At 58.4% G+C, this 15,325-nt stretch carries 15 protein-coding genes and 2 pseudogenes; 8 read left to right on the forward strand and 9 right to left on the reverse strand.

Features of this window, described 5'->3' with window-relative positions:
- The first annotated feature begins 112 nt into the window (after positions 1-112).
- Together ACK3R5_RS17060 and ACK3R5_RS17065 are read left to right on the forward strand one after the other, a co-directional pair.
- Positions 113-436, forward strand: a complete 324-nt coding sequence (locus ACK3R5_RS17060) for an ASCH domain-containing protein (RefSeq protein ID WP_411968702.1) — start codon at positions 113-115, stop codon at positions 434-436.
- Positions 437-579: 143 nt separating this feature from the next.
- Positions 580-840 (forward strand): ubiquitin-like small modifier protein 1, encoded by a 261-nt coding sequence (locus ACK3R5_RS17065; RefSeq protein ID WP_411968703.1) that lies wholly within the window; start codon positions 580-582, stop codon positions 838-840.
- A gap of 13 nt (positions 841-853) precedes the next feature.
- Here ACK3R5_RS17065 and ACK3R5_RS17070 read toward each other — a convergent pair whose 3' ends face one another.
- Entirely contained in the window at positions 854-2,158 is a 1,305-nt protein-coding gene (locus ACK3R5_RS17070; RefSeq protein WP_411966162.1) for an acetamidase/formamidase family protein, read from the reverse strand.
- A gap of 786 nt (positions 2,159-2,944) precedes the next feature.
- Between ACK3R5_RS17070 and ACK3R5_RS17075 the strand changes: the two genes are divergently transcribed.
- From ACK3R5_RS17075 to ACK3R5_RS17095, 5 genes and pseudogenes are all read left to right on the forward strand, one after another.
- Positions 2,945-3,820, forward strand: coding sequence for an NAD-dependent epimerase/dehydratase family protein (locus tag ACK3R5_RS17075; RefSeq protein ID WP_411968704.1), 876 nt, complete (start codon positions 2,945-2,947; stop codon positions 3,818-3,820).
- Positions 3,821-3,829: 9 nt separating this feature from the next.
- Positions 3,830-4,012, forward strand: a pseudogene (locus ACK3R5_RS17080) (hypothetical protein); the annotation flags it as partial.
- A gap of 147 nt (positions 4,013-4,159) precedes the next feature.
- Complete coding sequence (locus tag ACK3R5_RS17085) at positions 4,160-4,810, forward strand: ribonuclease HI family protein (RefSeq protein ID WP_411968705.1); 651 nt, start codon at positions 4,160-4,162, stop codon at positions 4,808-4,810.
- 180 nt (positions 4,811-4,990) lie between these two features.
- Entirely contained in the window at positions 4,991-6,001 is a 1,011-nt protein-coding gene (locus tag ACK3R5_RS17090; RefSeq protein WP_411968706.1) for an NADP-dependent oxidoreductase, read from the forward strand.
- Between the two features lie 182 nt (positions 6,002-6,183).
- Positions 6,184-6,648 (forward strand): DUF6326 family protein, encoded by a 465-nt coding sequence (locus ACK3R5_RS17095; RefSeq protein ID WP_411968707.1) that lies wholly within the window; start codon positions 6,184-6,186, stop codon positions 6,646-6,648.
- A gap of 8 nt (positions 6,649-6,656) precedes the next feature.
- Here the strand turns inward: ACK3R5_RS17095 and ACK3R5_RS17100 are convergent, their stop codons facing one another.
- The 4 genes and pseudogenes from ACK3R5_RS17100 to ACK3R5_RS17115 form a co-directional block, all read right to left on the reverse strand.
- Entirely contained in the window at positions 6,657-8,207 is a 1,551-nt protein-coding gene (locus tag ACK3R5_RS17100) for an SLC13 family permease (RefSeq protein ID WP_411968708.1), read from the reverse strand.
- A gap of 147 nt (positions 8,208-8,354) precedes the next feature.
- The gene (locus ACK3R5_RS17105; RefSeq protein WP_411968709.1) at positions 8,355-8,552 is read right to left on the reverse strand and encodes a hypothetical protein; all 198 of its coding nucleotides are present in this window, start codon (positions 8,550-8,552) and stop codon (positions 8,355-8,357) included.
- Positions 8,553-8,841: 289 nt separating this feature from the next.
- Entirely contained in the window at positions 8,842-9,126 is a 285-nt protein-coding gene (locus tag ACK3R5_RS17110) for an HU family DNA-binding protein (protein ID WP_411966187.1), read from the reverse strand.
- A 153-nt stretch (positions 9,127-9,279) separates the two neighbouring features.
- Positions 9,280-9,462: pseudogene (locus tag ACK3R5_RS17115) on the reverse strand (HU family DNA-binding protein); the annotation flags it as partial.
- 1,056 nt (positions 9,463-10,518) lie between these two features.
- On the opposite strand from ACK3R5_RS17115, the gene ACK3R5_RS17120 reads away from it, so the two are divergent.
- Positions 10,519-10,935 carry a FixG Ig-like domain-containing protein gene (locus ACK3R5_RS17120; protein ID WP_411968710.1) on the forward strand — a complete coding sequence of 139 codons (417 nt, stop codon included), beginning with the start codon at positions 10,519-10,521 and terminating at the stop codon, positions 10,933-10,935.
- 116 nt (positions 10,936-11,051) lie between these two features.
- Here ACK3R5_RS17120 and ACK3R5_RS17125 read toward each other — a convergent pair whose 3' ends face one another.
- The 4 genes from ACK3R5_RS17125 to thrC form a co-directional block, all read right to left on the reverse strand.
- Positions 11,052-11,861, reverse strand: coding sequence for an aldo/keto reductase (locus ACK3R5_RS17125; protein WP_411968711.1), 810 nt, complete (start codon positions 11,859-11,861; stop codon positions 11,052-11,054).
- 168 nt (positions 11,862-12,029) lie between these two features.
- Positions 12,030-12,665 carry a rhomboid family intramembrane serine protease gene (locus ACK3R5_RS17130; RefSeq protein WP_411968712.1) on the reverse strand — a complete coding sequence of 212 codons (636 nt, stop codon included), beginning with the start codon at positions 12,663-12,665 and terminating at the stop codon, positions 12,030-12,032.
- 92 nt (positions 12,666-12,757) lie between these two features.
- On the reverse strand, positions 12,758-13,957 hold the full coding sequence (locus ACK3R5_RS17135) for a M20 family metallopeptidase (RefSeq protein ID WP_411968713.1): 1,200 nt from the start codon (positions 13,955-13,957) through the stop codon (positions 12,758-12,760).
- Positions 13,954-15,219: a threonine synthase gene (thrC, locus tag ACK3R5_RS17140; RefSeq protein WP_411968714.1), complete on the reverse strand. Its 1,266-nt coding sequence runs from the start codon at positions 15,217-15,219 to the stop codon at positions 13,954-13,956. Before thrC ends, ACK3R5_RS17135 begins: the two co-directional genes overlap by 4 nt.
- Positions 15,220-15,325: the final 106 nt, after the last annotated feature.

A 15,325-nucleotide genomic window follows, 5' to 3' on the forward strand; every position in this document is an offset into this window, starting at 1 on the left:
CGAGTTGGCCGATATCCTCGTCGCCGCGTTCGGGATGAAACGTACGCAGTCGACAGCGTTGAGCGACCCCCTGCGGTGAGGTTTTTCAACAGTCGGACCATACCCCTTCCCAATGGCTAAAATCGACGTCGACGAACTTCTCCCGAACGGCCGCGTGAAGCAATCAGTGTCTGCTGGAGACGTGACACAGATCACACGCGGCGCGTCGAACCGCTACGCTGACGAAGGCGATAGCTTCGAACTCGAGGGTGAGACCTTCGAGATCATCGGCGTTACGAACCGTACACTCGGTGACTTCACCGATGCTGACGCCCGCAGAGAAGGGTCGTCGTCGCTCGACGCATACAAACAGCGGATGGAGCGCGTCCATCCCGGCCCATTCGAATGGGACGACAGCGACGAAGTCGTCACCTACAAGTTCGAGCGACAGGGCTGAATCCGACTCAGACACCGGGTGGGACACTGGAGAGTAGACGAGCAAGCTGCTGTTGACGACGGGATTGCACACACATTTTCAGAGTATCCCACTCACTGGCAGTGGCAACCAGTATTTGTGCCATCCGTCCGTACCTGTGTCCCATGGAGTTACGCGTGTACGGACCATTACGTGCTGCAACCGGTGAGAAGACAGTCGATATCGAGGTTGACGGTGAGACTGTCCACGACGTCATCGATGCGTTCGTCACCGAATTCCCTCGAACAGCCTCACAACTCGTTGACGAAGACGGAAACATCAGGCCGAGCGTTCGTGTCATGGTCGAAGACGAACGCGCGACACTCGGACAAGCAGTCTCGAACGAACAGTCAGTGAAACTCTTCCCCGCGATGCGGGGAGGGTGAGTCCGCCGCAGAACTACAATTCGTACTGCGACCGAACCGTGTCGGCGAGTCCAACGTCCTTGAGTAACGTCATCGGCACAAGCATCGTTAACTGCACAACACCGGGGAGTCGGGCGATTTCTACCCCTCCGGTAAACGTGCACCGAGACCTCACTTCACCCTCCGAAATCCCGAACAGCGAACTCGCACGGTCGAATGCGTTTTCCGTCGCATCGTTGATCGTTGCTCCAGAGCCGATAATCTGGATTGGTGCTGCATCGTGGAGTGTCTCGACATCGTATTCGTCTGCCAGCGTACTCCCTGCTTGACGCTCGGCGTCAGTGTAGGGTTTCGAGATGTGTGGCAGGTCCTCTTCGTTGGGCAAGAGCAGTGGGCCGTCCAAGTCGAGCCCTTTGATCACTTCGACTTCGAGTTCAGTCTTTCCGCTGACGTCGGTCGTGTGCAGTGACAGCTCTCCATCCCCCTGATTCGCGTGAAGGTCGCCAACGTAGAGGCCGGCACCGTCGACGCGAACCGGACAGATAAGCGTCGCACCGGGCCTCACTTCGTTCGAGTCCATGTGGCCGTCAGTGCGGGCTTCAAGCGCTGCTTCGTCCGGGAGGCCCCAATCGTGTGCAGCACCGATGAGGAACTGCCCGAAGTCTCCTGCGTTGTGCGAGTCGGGGAGCTCGATTGCAGGTGTCGTTCCGATGTTGCCGATAAACGGGCGAAGCCGTCCGAGCGTCCCTGGCATCTCGTCGGGTTCGTAGAGAAGTATCGGATGCTGACGTGAGTTCTCCGGGAGTGCCATGGCTTCGTCAGCGCGCTCAGCGAGGTCGTGTGCGCCTTCGGAGCCGACAGTGATGCCGACTGTGCGGTCATCGTCGAACACGACGGTGTACCCGTACTCGAATCCAAACGAAGACGCGTTGGCACCACATTCCGCACACCGAATCGACTCCTCACCGGTCCCTTCCACGACAGTCTCCGGCCACTGTGCGCCACACTCTGGACATCGGTGGTCGACGAATGGGTCGTCGCCGAACGCACCGTCTCGCTCAGCCATACTCCCGGTACTGGTAGCGATACTGGTTACCTCGATATCTTTGATACGGACGACCAACGCGTCACCGGGTTCTGCGTTTTCGACGTATATCGGGCGGGTGACCTCGTGACCTCCCCGGAATGTCGGTGTTATCATCGGTCCCCAACATCCCGCTGGAGTGTGTGTCTTGACCGTTCCACCGTCCGCAACTGTGCCTGCCCACTCTTGCTCAGGGCCGACGAGACCGAGCGTGAACTCGTCGACTTCTAGTGTTTCGTGTATATGTTCGGACATTCATTACATTTGTTGGGGTGAATCGCATTAGTTGTTGTGCAGCCTACAGAATGTCGGTGGGTCAGTCATCGTCCGACAGGGGACTCACGTCTAACTCGGTTTGCGGAGTCTGGGGAAAACGATAGGAGGCAACGTCCGGTACACCCCCGGTCACATACGGGGATATTCTACACCCCTGAAATTAAGGTAAAACCGGATTATATCCGCTACACCCTCGGTTTCCAGGGGTGTACACCCACGCCGATTTCCCGCAAGGGTGTACTCGTTTGCGTCCGCTCAAGGGTGTACGCGAATCGGTTCGGTTCCCCTTCCATCACCTCCCCATCAAGACCTCTTCACCCGGAAACGGGTCGAAGAGCACTCTAAACAGTCGAATAGCAAATTTGGGTCACAGAAATATCCCCCACTCACCCAGCGTCACACAGGAACCTCACGCCCAAATATATCGTTAAAACCCGGTAAAACCCTCTCGTTGGTAGGGTGTATCGGTTTTTTACGTTTTCCAAATTTACCGGTTGAGCCATCGTCGACGCCCGACAATCCCACTCACATCGCTGACCCCAATTCTGCTGTCGACGTTCCCGTTTACCCATCTCGGGACTGCTTTCGAGTCGAAGTTCAGGTTGAATAGTCGGCGGCCGACACGTGTTGAACTCGACTATTATCCGACAATCCCCACTACTTCGACTGCCAAACACACGTTGTTGCGGGAGATTTCACGGGTGTACTCCCTCTCACACCGCCCGAATTCGTCGGGGTTATCACTCCTGTCGAGTACGACCAACCATGGACGTCGTCGTTACGGGAGGACGCGGTCAGACTGGACGGTGGGTCGTCGACCGACTCACCGAAGACCACTCCGTCACGTGCCTCGATAGAGAGCACCCCGGAGCAGACGGACACCCCGAAGTCGAGTATCGAGCGGTTGACCTCACGGACCAGGGGAGTGTGTTCGACGTACTCACCGACCTCGACCCGGATGCTGTCGTCCACTGGGCCGCGATTCCCGCCGCCAGAATCCAGTCAGGCGTAGACACCTATCGGAACAACACGCTCGCAGCGCACAGCGTCCTGACTGCTGCGGGCCGTATCGGTGCGCAGGTCGTCCAGGCGTCTTCAGACGGAGCGTACGGGTTCTTCTTCGCCGACGAGACGCCAGTCCCGGACGAACTCCCAATCACCGAAGACCACGCGCTTCGCCCGGAGGACGACTACGGTCTCTCGAAAATCGTGACCGAGGAGATTGGAAAGACGATTGCGAGACGCGACGACGTCCCAGTGGTGTCGCTCCGCCCCTCGTGGATTCAACTCCCGGGTGAGTACCCGTGTCGAGACGAGGAGTACACCTCAGACCTCGCAGCAGGCGCAGGTAACTACTGGTCGTACGTCGACGTCCGCGACGTCGCCGACATGGTCGAGGCTGCACTGACGAGCGACGTGACTGGACACGAGGCGTTCAACTGTGTCGCCCTAGACAACGCACTCGGCCGCCCACTCCGTGAGTTGATGACCGAATACTACGGGCGAGTCCCGGAGACCAGTTCTGTCGAGGGCGATGTTGCCGCGTACGACACGACGAAGGCGAGTGACCTCCTCGGGTGGGAACCCACCAGGTCGTGGCGGACCGCCGCTACCGAGACAGTTCCCTCACCACAAGTCTGACCGGACGCAGACTACCGAAAACAGCTCAGCGTGTACTATCACGTCCTTCGTGAGTGGTTCTCGGACCGAGACGTGTCTGTAAGTATCTTCTACACTGCTGCAGGAAACCGTGTGGATATCGAGCCACTGACCACAGCAGACCTAACAGAGTTGGTTGCTCAGGAACGGCATGGCCACCTCACCGAGGAGTAGTACGAGTGCTAACCCAGCGTATTCGGATTTGAAGCGGTTATGCTGCTCGACCACCGAAGACCAGTATGCAACGGTACGACTGGGGAACGAGGCCAACCGTGGGCGAGAGCGTGGCCTCTCACATCAGTGGACGGAGAGGAAGGGTCCGTGACTAACGAACCCCTCCCAGCCGAACACCTCTCACCGCTCGCGACACTCGTCGACGAGGTACTCGCAGCCGTCGGATACGAGATGACCGCGGCCACCGAGGCCATCGACGACGCTGTCCCCGGATACGGCGGTCTATTCGACCCTGCAACGACCCCAACAGAGTTGCGTCGAGCGCTCGAAGACCTCACCACATCGGACCTCGTTCGGCCGCAACCTCCCGACCAAACAGATGATTCGTTCATCCTCTACGTCGACGGAAGTTCACGTGGCAATCCTGGGCCCGCGGGTGCGGGCGCAGTCATCATGAATTCCGAGGAAACCGAACTCGCCCGCCTCGGCCGTCCAGTCGGGTCCCGAACGGGAAACAACACCGCGGAGTACGTCGCGCTTCAACTCGGACTCTCAGAACTGCTGGTACGCTACGACCCACACAGTCTCGAGGTACGTATCGATTCGATGACGGTCATCCGCGACGTCTGGAAGGGTACCGACCCGACAGAACCGGGCGTCGGGACGTACAGCGAGGCTATCGCAGCAGCACTCTCGGCCATCCCGAACCACCGGTACACACATCTGGCAGACAGCGACCCGAACCCCGCCGACGCGCTGGCGACAGTCGGCGCCGACATCGCAGCGTTCGGTCCTTGATACGGCCTCGATACCGGGCAGGGAGCACGAACAGAAGCAGTCATCGAGATACTCGCTCGTCTGCTATCGCGCTCCGCTATCTGGTTCCCGGGTGACGCTCGATGGCACTAACTGGGCAGAGTCGGCAGAAACACCACCCGGGTTCCGAAGTCCTTTCTGCGAACCGAACAGAGTCAGGGTATGCGAGATTCCAACCGCGCGTGGCATTTGGCCAAGCGACCGGACGGAGAGCCAGACCCAGATTGTTTCGAACTTCGAGAGAGCGACGTGCCGGAACCAAACGTCGGTGAACTCCTCGTTCGCATCAAATACCTCTCTGTGGACCCGTACATGCGCGGCCGAATGCGAGACGCAGAATCGTATGCAGAGCCGTGGGAGGTGGATGATGTGCTTCGCGGCGGAATCGTTGGAGAGGTTGTCGAAAGCGAGAGCGACCAGTTCGAGGCAGGTGACCTCGTCACCGGAAACGGAACGTGGGCAGAGTACAGCATCCTCGATGCAGACGACGTCGCGCCTGTGGACCCGGGAATTGCAGACCCCGAAGCGTATCTCGGTGTGCTCGGAATGCCGGGGCGGACAGCGTACTTCGGGTTGCTCGAAGTCGGCGAACCACAGCCCGGTGACACAGTCGTCGTCTCCGGTGCGGCAGGCGCAGTCGGGTCAGTGGTCGGTCAAATCGCGAAACTGAACGGCTGTCGGGTCGTTGGCTTCGCCGGTTCCGACGAAAAGACCACGTGGCTGACCGACGAACTCGGATTCGACGCCGCAATCAATTACAAAACCACCGACGACTACCGAGCGGAACTGGACGACGTCGTACCGGAAGGTGTCGACGTCTACTTCGACAACGTCGGCGGACCGATTACGGACGCGGTGTTCACGAAGCTCAACCTCGACGCACGCGTCGCAGTCTGCGGCCAAATCGCCCACTACAACGACGAGGACGTCCCGATGGGGCCGCGAAAACTGCCGTTGCTCATCGCACCGCGTGCACGAGTCCAAGGGCTTCTCGTGAGCGACTACGCGACGCGATTCGAGGACGGAACCGAGCAACTCGGGAAGTGGGTTGCCGCTGGCGAGCTACAACACCGTGAGACGGTCGTAGAGGGCTTAGAGAACGCACCGGATGCGTTCCTCGGACTCTTCGCTGGCGACAACATCGGAAAGCAGGTTGTTCGCGTCTCTGAATGAGTACTCCACCTCCTGGTGGACTCCCAGTTGCAGACAAGTTGGTTCGGCAGTGCTGATTACGGGGTGCGAGTCGTGGACAGGATTCCCAGTTCATTTCCGACGGCGCTTCTCCTGAGGAGAGAATCACCGTCTGGGTATTTGCTGATAGCGAGATTACATTGGGTATGGGTGCGAGTAGTAACGTGAGTCAACGACTGGAGGACACCTGGATAGACGTGAAACTGAAGCTCGCTGCGTTGTGGATATCCGTGCTTTTTCTCTACGTATATGTAGATATCCTTAGCTTCTACAGACCGGGCACCGTCGAAGGCATCCTCGCTGGAAGAGTCTGGCAGTTCGAAATTTCTCCACTCTGGATTATGGGTTCTCTCGTGTTGATGACTGTCCCAATCCTCATGGTGGTTCTCTCCGTAGTGTTACCGGCGAGGGTGAATCGGTGGACGAACATACTCGTCGCCTCCGTGTACATCGTCGTTTCGGTAGGGAATACGCTCGGTGAGTCGTGGATGTATCTGTATTTCGGTGCCATCGTAGAAGCCGTCCTTCTGGGACTAATTGTCTGGTTCTCGTGGAAGTGGCCTCACGGAGAAGCGGAAGTGTCTAGCGAGCCAAACACGGCTATACAGATGGATCCGTCCGACACCTAGTGAGTTTCTCAACCGAGGACGACTGGCCAGAGAAACCGTATGAGGAGGTATGTGACGCCCGTCGTGAGGAGGATAACGACGCCGTCGAGCAACGCGCCAGCACGGAGCATATGCTCGCGTTCGACGTACCCCGTCCCGAAGACGATGGCGTTCGGCGGTGTCGCGACCGGTAACGCGAATCCATAGCTGGCGGCGATGGCGCCGGTCACCGCTAACAGCACCGACGCGAGTTCTGGCGACGTACCGAGCGCATCGGCGTACGCCGGTCCGATGTTGAGTAGCAGTGGCGCGAGAATGGCGGCCATCGCGGTGTTCGACGCCAGTTCACCGACGACGACGGTCATGGTGACCACCGCGAGAAGCACCACGATAATCGACGTCCCCTCCAGTGACCCGAGGGTCACCTCGGCCAGCCACGCAGTGGCATTCGTGTCGGCCAACGCGTTCGCCAACGAGATGCCACCACCCAGAAGCAACAGCGTCCCCCAGTCGATATCGAGCAGGTCGTCCCACGTCGTCGCCCCGCTGACGACCAACGTCGGAATCGCGAGCACCCCGACGAGGACGTAAAACAGGATACCCTCGTGACCTGTCGTTCCGAAGACGTTGGTCCCTGTGCCACCGAAGAGCGTGACGTACCACGCACGCGGAAGGACGTCCGCGAACAGGAAGTCGAATCCGCCGAGGAGCCAGAGGAATGCCGTGCCAGCGAATATTTCGACGGTGCGACGGGCCCGCGACGAGAGGGGCCCCATCGACCGAAGTTCGTCCCCCGCGCGTTCTCGTGCATGGCTCACGTCGTACTCCTCGGGCGGATACACGACGTACGTCAGGAGCACCCACGCGACTGGGAGCGTGACGATAACCATCGGGAGGCCGATTGCAAGCCAGTCGACGAACGTTATCTCGTAGCCGATGAGCTCACTCACTTGTCCGACGACGATGGCGTTCGGTGGGGTCCCAATCAACGTTCCAACCCCACCCAGACTCGCTGCGTAGGCGACGCCGAGCAGCATCCCAATCTGGAGGTTCGAAGCGTTCGGAGAGGGACCGTCTTCGTCCAACTTCGTCAGGTCGGTGACGCTCTCGACGATTCCGAGGACGATTGGGACCATCATCGCAACCGTCGCCGTGTTCGAGATGAGCATCGAGAGGAGTGCCGTCGCGACCATGACGCCGAGGACGAGTCCGCGAGCCGACGTTCCGAACCGAATGAGTATAGAATAGGCAATCCGTCGGTCGATGCCGTGTGCCTGGAACGCCTCTGCGAGCATGAATCCCGCGAGTAGGAGGAAGATGACCGGGTCAGCAAAGCCGGCGACTGCATCGCCAAAGTCTGGATAGACGCCGAAAATCGTCAGAAAAATCGGGATGAGAAGAGCAGTAAGCGGGAGTGGAAGCGCGCCGGTAATCCAGAGAATCGCCGCAAATACCATCGTCGCGACAGCGTACTGCCCGGACACGGTGAGTGAGTCAGTCGTGGGGACAACCGCGACGAGAGCCATGGTTAGGATGGCCGCAGCAATCGTCGCGAAACGCGTGAACTGTTTCGAAGCCAATGGTGTGTGCCTGTCTGTTACACAGACAGTAGTTGTTACTACTAGTAGGCTCTGTTGAAACTCTCAGCCAACGACAGGAAGTGCATGACAGATATCGAGGGAGAGTTCAGCAAGCCATCGATGTTCGTTTCACTCAATCAAGTCAAATCAGTGTCCGTATTTATCGTATACAATCATCGAACCAGTGAGCGTCGCGAAAAACACCAACACAACAATACCTCTTGAGGCGGTTCCGGGCTCACCGTTTCCTCCAACAACAGCGAGTGCGAGCATGCCTAAAACCAGTGCGACCAATAGAGACAGAAGGTATATTTTGAATCCCCGAGCTAAATTTTTTTGAGCCATACACCTACTAATATCTCGTTCGGAAAAAACCACAATACCTGAGCGACACTGTCTTGGACAACCACAGAAACCTCACCAACCGCTGTCACGAATGGCGTGACACAGACAGAGGCTGTAGTCAGTACAGGACCTGCGTTATTTTCTCAGGCTAATGATTGAATCAGCCGACAGGATGTACCTTCGAATTGACTATGGAAGATTCTGCCAGTTCAGAGGAGCATCCCGATACTCACGCGGGGGGAGTCCTAGAGTGTAGACCGGTCTCAGGGTTAACACGCCGCTCGATTTTTCAGTTGACGGCCTTCGAGAGTTCGGCACCCGCCTTGAACTTGACCACGTTCTTCGCCGCGATCTGAATCTCTTTTCCGGTCTGAGGGTTTCGTCCGGTCCGGGCAGACCGCTTCGAGATGCTGAACGTGCCGAACCCTTCATTTTCGTCTTCTTCCCCACCCAACGACAGCCGATCACCTTTCTTCAGGGCCTTCGTCGTCGCGTTGATGAACGCTTCGAGCGCCCGCTTCGCGTCGTCCTCCGATAACCCCTCGTGCGAGTTGCGTCCCGTTTCACTCGCGATGTACTCCGCGTCGATTACCACGTCGGCGTCTCGGCACTTGGCGCTGGCCTCGTCACCCTTGCCGGGGTTGAGATCGAGGGCGGCCGCGAACTCCGGACAGGCGTCGAACGAAACCGGTGAGTCGTCTACAGGCCCGTTTCGGGAACTCGGATTTCGACCCGTCCGGGCGGAGCGCTTCGAGATACTGAACGACCCGAATCCGACCAGTACGGCGTTGTCGCCCTTCTCTAAGGCTTTCGCCGTCGCGTCGGTGAACGTGTCGAGCGCCTGCTTCACGTCCGACTTGCTCAGTCCGGCTTCACTCGCCATCTGCTCGATCAGTTCCGCTTTGTTCATCGCTGCGGCCTGCCCCGTCGTCGTCAACAGGCCCAGTCCGAGGGCAGTCGAGAGGATAGCACCCCTCCGCAGTACGGTTCGACGCGAGAGATTGTTTTGAGATATAATACCTTTATTCACAATCCTCTAACGCTTCATAAGTATATAAGTATATGAATTTTCACTTTATTATCATGTATTGTATCCTATGTCTGTCTAATAATTTGCACCGGCACTGAGTTCAGACAGTGTACTGAGCAATCCAACCTAAGTCGAATCTGGAGATAATTCTGTGCTAGATACGCGCTCTTTATTCAGCACGTCCCACAGAGACCTCACCGAACGCTGTCAGTAGTGACATGACACAGACAGAGGGTGAGTTCATCACGCGATTGCTGTTCGTTTCACGTGCTTATTTGCTTGATAGCCTGGCGACGTTGAACGAGATACGCACTTACAGTTAGCACATTCACAAGTGGGATGAACGAAATGAGGTACAGGGTGTTTGGCGTCCAGTCTGTATGTTCTGCGAGGAATTTGCGGTCGTGATAGATGACAACTGGTGAATAAAAGGAAACAGCGATGTTTGCGATGATTAGCCACTCTTGGAGAGTTATGATGTATCCAGATAGACCGATGCTATAATCGAATACGACGAAATTGTTCAGCAGGAAAAGGGCTTGATGGAGAAGCAACAGTAAGGGTATCAAGAAGAGTATCTTCCACCATCCTCGGTCCGAAAAATGTCGTTGGAGACTCACTTGGCTCATTAGTGTCAGTCTGGATTAAATCGCATTAAAACCTCGCAGAGTGACTGGTTTTTCTACTTCGTTCGCTCCTACAACACATGGGTTCGGTGTTGACGATGCACGCTGTATGTAGTGATAGACCAAGGCAAGTTCTCTGACCGACTCGCGCTCTCTATTCAGCACGGCCCACAGAGACCTCACCGAACGCTGTCAGTAGTGGCATGACACAGACAGAGGGTGTATTCAGCACTAGCAACTCATCAACAACCCTATAATTACCTGAAGCCATCGTAGGCCAATGAGACATCCCTCTATTTCTCGGCGACGAATGGTTCTGGCTCTCGGTGGCTTCACCATCACAACTCCACTTGCTGGGTGTGCGGCGATTCAGGAACCAACCGACCAACAGACTCAAGAATCAGCTCGCATCGAGAAAGTACAATTCATCAACAAGGATTCAACGACTCGTCGTTTCAGACTGAGGATTGAAACAGACGATTCTGTCACATATGAACAGACACACGAGGTACCACCTGCCACAAAAGAGCGAATCCCTGTTATCATGGACGGCCTGCCGAAAGAGGAAGGCAAACAAGTGGTATCGGTCGAGGTAGTCGATACAGGAGAACAGGAATCAGTTACGTACGAGAATGACACTTGCTTCAGTGTTCTCGTCGAGTACTCGACTGATGGGATTGGCATTTTCTCCGCCAGCGGGAGTAAACAATGCCGAAGTTCAGACTGACCGACTTGCGCTCTCTACTCAGCACGCCCTCGTCGACTTATCAGTAACTGAGGATTCCAACGGAGTCTATTAGTGCTATGCCACGGCCGCCTCGATACGATTGCGTAACGTCGCATTCAGAGCCCGAGCAGTGACCGAAGTCGAGAGAGCAGTCCACCCTGTAGGTCGAAGATTCGTTCCATCTCGTCGCCGTCGAGTTCGAAGTCGAAGACGTCGAAGTTCGCTTCGATGTGGGTCTGGCTCGACGCCTTGGGAATCGCTGCGACCATCTCTTGTTGAATCAACCAGCGGAGGGCGACCTGCGAGGCGGTCTTTCCGTGTTCTTCGCCGATTTCTTCGAGGACTTCGTTCCCGACGACTCGTCCCCGGTCTAGTGGACTGTACGCAGTCAGAACGATGTCGTTCTCGATACAGAATTCGAGTACCTCGGACTGGCTCTCGAACGGGTGATACTCCACCTGATTCGTCAGAATCGGCGTCTCGGACGCAGTCATCGCCCGCTGCATCTGTTCGACAGAGAAGTTACTGACACCGATATGCTCGACAGTGCCCTGGTCCTGGAGTTCGTTCATCGCGCTGACCGACTCTTCGATTGGCACACTTCGGCTAGGTGCGTGAATCAACAACAGGTCGATGTCGGTTCCCAGTCGCTGTGCACTCTCCTCGACTGTCCGAAGCACGTCGTCGTGCGCCAGGTTCTGCCGTTGAACCTTCGTCACCAGAAATACCTCGTCTCTCGGCACCTCGGAGTCGGCTATCGCCTGTCCGACGGCGCCCTCGTTGTCGTACATCTGCGCCGTGTCGATGTGCCGATAACCGGTCTTCAGTGCCTGTTGGACGGCGGTTCGACAGGTGTCTCCCTTCATCGGCCACGTCCCAAAGCCGAGTACCGGTACGTCCACGCCCGCGGCGGTCACATACTCCATAGTCTACATTGGGAGAGCCAGATTCATGAAAGTGCTATCTGTTCGCAGTTCTCACACCGACTGGTACCGAAAGAGCGTTCTCCACACTGAGATAGTTCGCACGGACTCTGTAGCGAGAGCGTCGAATCGAGCGCTGACTGCTCAAACCGACCCGTGTCCGGGTGGTCGTCACACGTGTAACAGCCTGTATCGCCCAGCGACCAACCCAAGCGTTGCGCCGGTAAAGTGGGCGACGAGCGCACTCCCGGGCGCGCTGTATTGCATCGTGAGCACGAGCGCGATTCCAACGAGTGCAAGCACGACGGCCCACCACGGGACACTCAGACGGTCGAAGATGACCTTCGAGAGGATGTTCGAGGTCAACACGTAACCGACGAGTGCGAACACGGCGCCGCTGGCACCGAGGACGCCGATGGGCAGGCCAAACAGCGACAGTGCGAGGACCTGAACTACCCCAGCAGTCGCACCGGTCACGACGAAGTAGAGGTGGAACCGGAGCGACGACGTCGACATCGCCACTAACCCACCCGCTACGACGAGCACGACTGCATTACCGAGGAGGTGTCCCGGGCCGACGTGTGCGTAGACACTCGTGACGAGCGTCCAGGGGTGAGCGACGACTGGCGCGGTGAGGACGAACAGGTTGCGTCCGAAGCCTGCGAGCGCAGAGGCCCACGTTGCAAGCGAGACGACGACCATCAAAACGAGTGTCTGGACGACGGGGTTCCGCACAATCGCCTCGAATAATGTTTCGTCGGCTCCCGGGTGGGTATCTCCCACGAAGGACCTGTACTCGTCTGCCATCGTAGAGCGTAGCGGCCAGATTTGAATAAGTGTGCCCCCGACAGACCGGATTCGATGGTACACGGAGTTCGACAGCACGCCCATCGAGGGATTCAGTCGGCGTCAGTAGACCCAGAAAGAAGCGTTCTCGTCGCTCGTTCGAGGATGGCCAATCCGTCCTCGGCGGCGGCAACCTCGATGTACTCGTCGATGGTGTGGGCTTGTGCCAGACTTCCGGGCCCCCACGTGATAGCGGGGATACCTGCACTGTTGATGAAATCGCGGACGTCGGTCGACGCTTTGATTCCCCACGGTTCGGTTCGGGCGTCGGCAACCGCCTTCGAGTGCTCTCGGAAGACGTCCGCAAGTGGGTGGTCGACCGGTATCGACGCCGACGAATACGTCTCGTGACGCTCCCAGTGGGCGTCGATGCCGTGGTCGTCTCGGAGGCTCGCCACGATATTCTCGACTTCCGCATCCACGGCGTCTATCGACTCGTCGGGGAGAATACGTCGGTCGAGCGTGAGCGTTGCCTCTTCTGCGAGCACAGCTTTGTTCCCGCCCATCCCCGCACTGACCTGCGTGACTGTGGCGTAGGCCTGTCCGCACAGGGGGTCGGTTCGTTCTCGGAGGCGCGCGTCGTACTCCGCGAGCGCGGTGAGTATCGGTTGTAACTCGGGTATGGGATTGTGGCCCTCGTCGGGTCGACTCGCGTGTGCTGGCTCTCCGGGCCAACTGAGTTCGTACCACGCCATGCCTTTCTCACTCGTCGCGACGCGGAGTTCGGTCGGTTCGAGGACGACACCGTAATCGCCGTCGAACCCCGCTTCGAGGAGCGACTTCGTCCCCGGGTCGGCCGTCTCTTCTCCCATCGCGGCGTGGACGACGATGGAACCGTCGAGAGCGCCCGAGTCTAGCTCTTCGCGGAGTCGCAGGGCGGTGAGCATGGCGATTGCGACACCGGTTTTCATGTCGACGCTTCCCCGGCCGTACAGTCGCCCATCCTCGACGACGCCCGCGTACGGGTCGTGGCTCCACTCGTCGTGGTCGCCAGCCGGAACAACGTCGAGGTGGCCGTTCAACACGAGCGTCGGGTCCCCGGTTCCCACTCTCGCCCCGACTTGCGGTCGGTCGGGGTCCGGTTCCTCGACCAACGTCGCGTCGATGTCGTGGTGTTCGAACCAGTCGTAGACGTACTCTGCACAGGGGCCCTCGTTCCCCGGTGGATTCTCTGAGTCGAGGCGGACCAACGTGGCCGCGAGTTCGACCAACTCCGTCGGGTACGTCGCCGACGAATCAGGTGTCGAACTCATCGCGTCGGCCTCGTGTCAGGGGACGGGTCTGGCGCAGGCCCGTACGTTGCTTCCACGTCGTCCAGCGACGGTGCAATCTCGGTCACCGGGCCGACTGCACGTTTCGCGCCTGCCGTGTCCTTCAACCCGATGCCGGTGACGACGGCGACGACAGATTCGTCTGCAGCGATGATTCCGCGTTCGCGTGCTTCGCGGATGCCCGCGATGGGTGCGGCACCCGCCGGTTCGGCGTAGACGCCTTCGGTCCGCCCGAGGAGGGTTTCGGCGTGGAGAATCTCCTCGTCGGTGACGGTGAGTGCGGTCCCACCACTCTCTTCGAGCGCGCGGCAGGCTTTCAGCGTGTTCCGTGGACGGCCGACGGCGACGGCGTCGGCAAGTGTGTCCGCGACGGTGTCGATGTCGTCGTACTCGTGGAACGTGTCGTGGATTGCGCTCGCGCCCGTCGGTTGGACGCCGAGCATCTTCGGCGTGTCGTCGACGTATCCCAGTTCGGCGAACTCTCTGAACCCCTTCCAACACCCCGCGATGGTACAGCCATCACCCATCGAGAAGACAATCCAATCGGGTATCTCGTCCTGCGTTTGTTCGGCGAGTTCGTGGCCAACAGTTCGCTTGCCCTCTATCTGGAACGGGTTGATGGCGGCGTTTCGGTTGTACCACCCGTAGGAGTCGGTCACGTCGAGGCTCAGGTCGTAGGCCTCGTCGTAACTCCCCTCGACAGCGAGGACGTCCGCACCGTAGACGCGAGGCTGGACGAGTTTTCCATCTGGCGCGGCCGCTGGCACGAAGATACGACAGTCGAGTCCACCCCGTGCCGCGTAACCCGCGAGTGAGGCGGCGGCGTTCCCTGTCGATGCACACGTGACGACGTCCCGGCCAGCGTGACGGGCTTTCGTGACGGCGATACTCGTCGCCCGGTCTTTGAAACAGCCAGTCGGGTTCTGGCCGTCGTTCTTGATTCGAACGGTCACGTCGAGTGCGTCGCTGAGGCGAGGTGCGTCGAGGAGTGGTGTCCCGCCTTCGTCGAGCGTCACTGGCGTCGCATCCGTATCGACCGGTAGGAAGGCCCGGTACTTCCACTGATTCGGGATGTTTCCGTCGAGAGGTTCGTCGAACTGGTCGTCGACGACGTCGTAATCGTATTTTACCTCCAAGATGCCGGCGACTCCCTCGTGGTTCGGACAGGTGTAGATGACCTGTTCTGGGTCGTACGTCGCCCCACAGAGCGTGCATTCGAGCGTCTCGACGTTATCGAGTGCCATCGTGTGACATAGCGATGGCCACGTACATTACTTCATCCCCGGGTTGCGTGACTCTGACGTGACAGTGAGAAGGGTTTCTGACCGTAGAAGACCAATCCGATATCTC

It is taken from the genome of Haloferax sp. YSSS75 (assembly GCF_046764215.1).
Lineage (GTDB): Archaea > Halobacteriota > Halobacteria > Halobacteriales > Haloferacaceae > Haloferax.

Bases quoted from the DNA above. Each gene is read 5' to 3' on its own strand.
- ACK3R5_RS17060 (WP_411968702.1), top strand. From the start codon at position 113: ATGGCTAAAATCGACGTCGACGAACTTCTCCCGAACGGCCGCGTGAAG.
- ACK3R5_RS17065 (WP_411968703.1), top strand. From the start codon at position 580: ATGGAGTTACGCGTGTACGGACCATTACGTGCTGCAACCGGTGAGAAG.
- ACK3R5_RS17070 (WP_411966162.1), bottom strand. From the start codon at position 2,158: ATGTCCGAACATATACACGAAACACTAGAAGTCGACGAGTTCACGCTC.
- ACK3R5_RS17075 (WP_411968704.1), top strand. From the start codon at position 2,945: ATGGACGTCGTCGTTACGGGAGGACGCGGTCAGACTGGACGGTGGGTC.
- ACK3R5_RS17090 (WP_411968706.1), top strand. From the start codon at position 4,991: ATGCGAGATTCCAACCGCGCGTGGCATTTGGCCAAGCGACCGGACGGA.
- ACK3R5_RS17105 (WP_411968709.1), bottom strand. From the start codon at position 8,552: ATGGCTCAAAAAAATTTAGCTCGGGGATTCAAAATATACCTTCTGTCT.
- ACK3R5_RS17120 (WP_411968710.1), top strand. From the start codon at position 10,519: ATGGTTCTGGCTCTCGGTGGCTTCACCATCACAACTCCACTTGCTGGG.
- ACK3R5_RS17125 (WP_411968711.1), bottom strand. From the start codon at position 11,861: ATGGAGTATGTGACCGCCGCGGGCGTGGACGTACCGGTACTCGGCTTT.
- ACK3R5_RS17130 (WP_411968712.1), bottom strand. From the start codon at position 12,665: ATGGCAGACGAGTACAGGTCCTTCGTGGGAGATACCCACCCGGGAGCC.
- ACK3R5_RS17135 (WP_411968713.1), bottom strand. From the start codon at position 13,957: ATGAGTTCGACACCTGATTCGTCGGCGACGTACCCGACGGAGTTGGTC.
- thrC (WP_411968714.1), bottom strand. From the start codon at position 15,219: ATGGCACTCGATAACGTCGAGACGCTCGAATGCACGCTCTGTGGGGCG.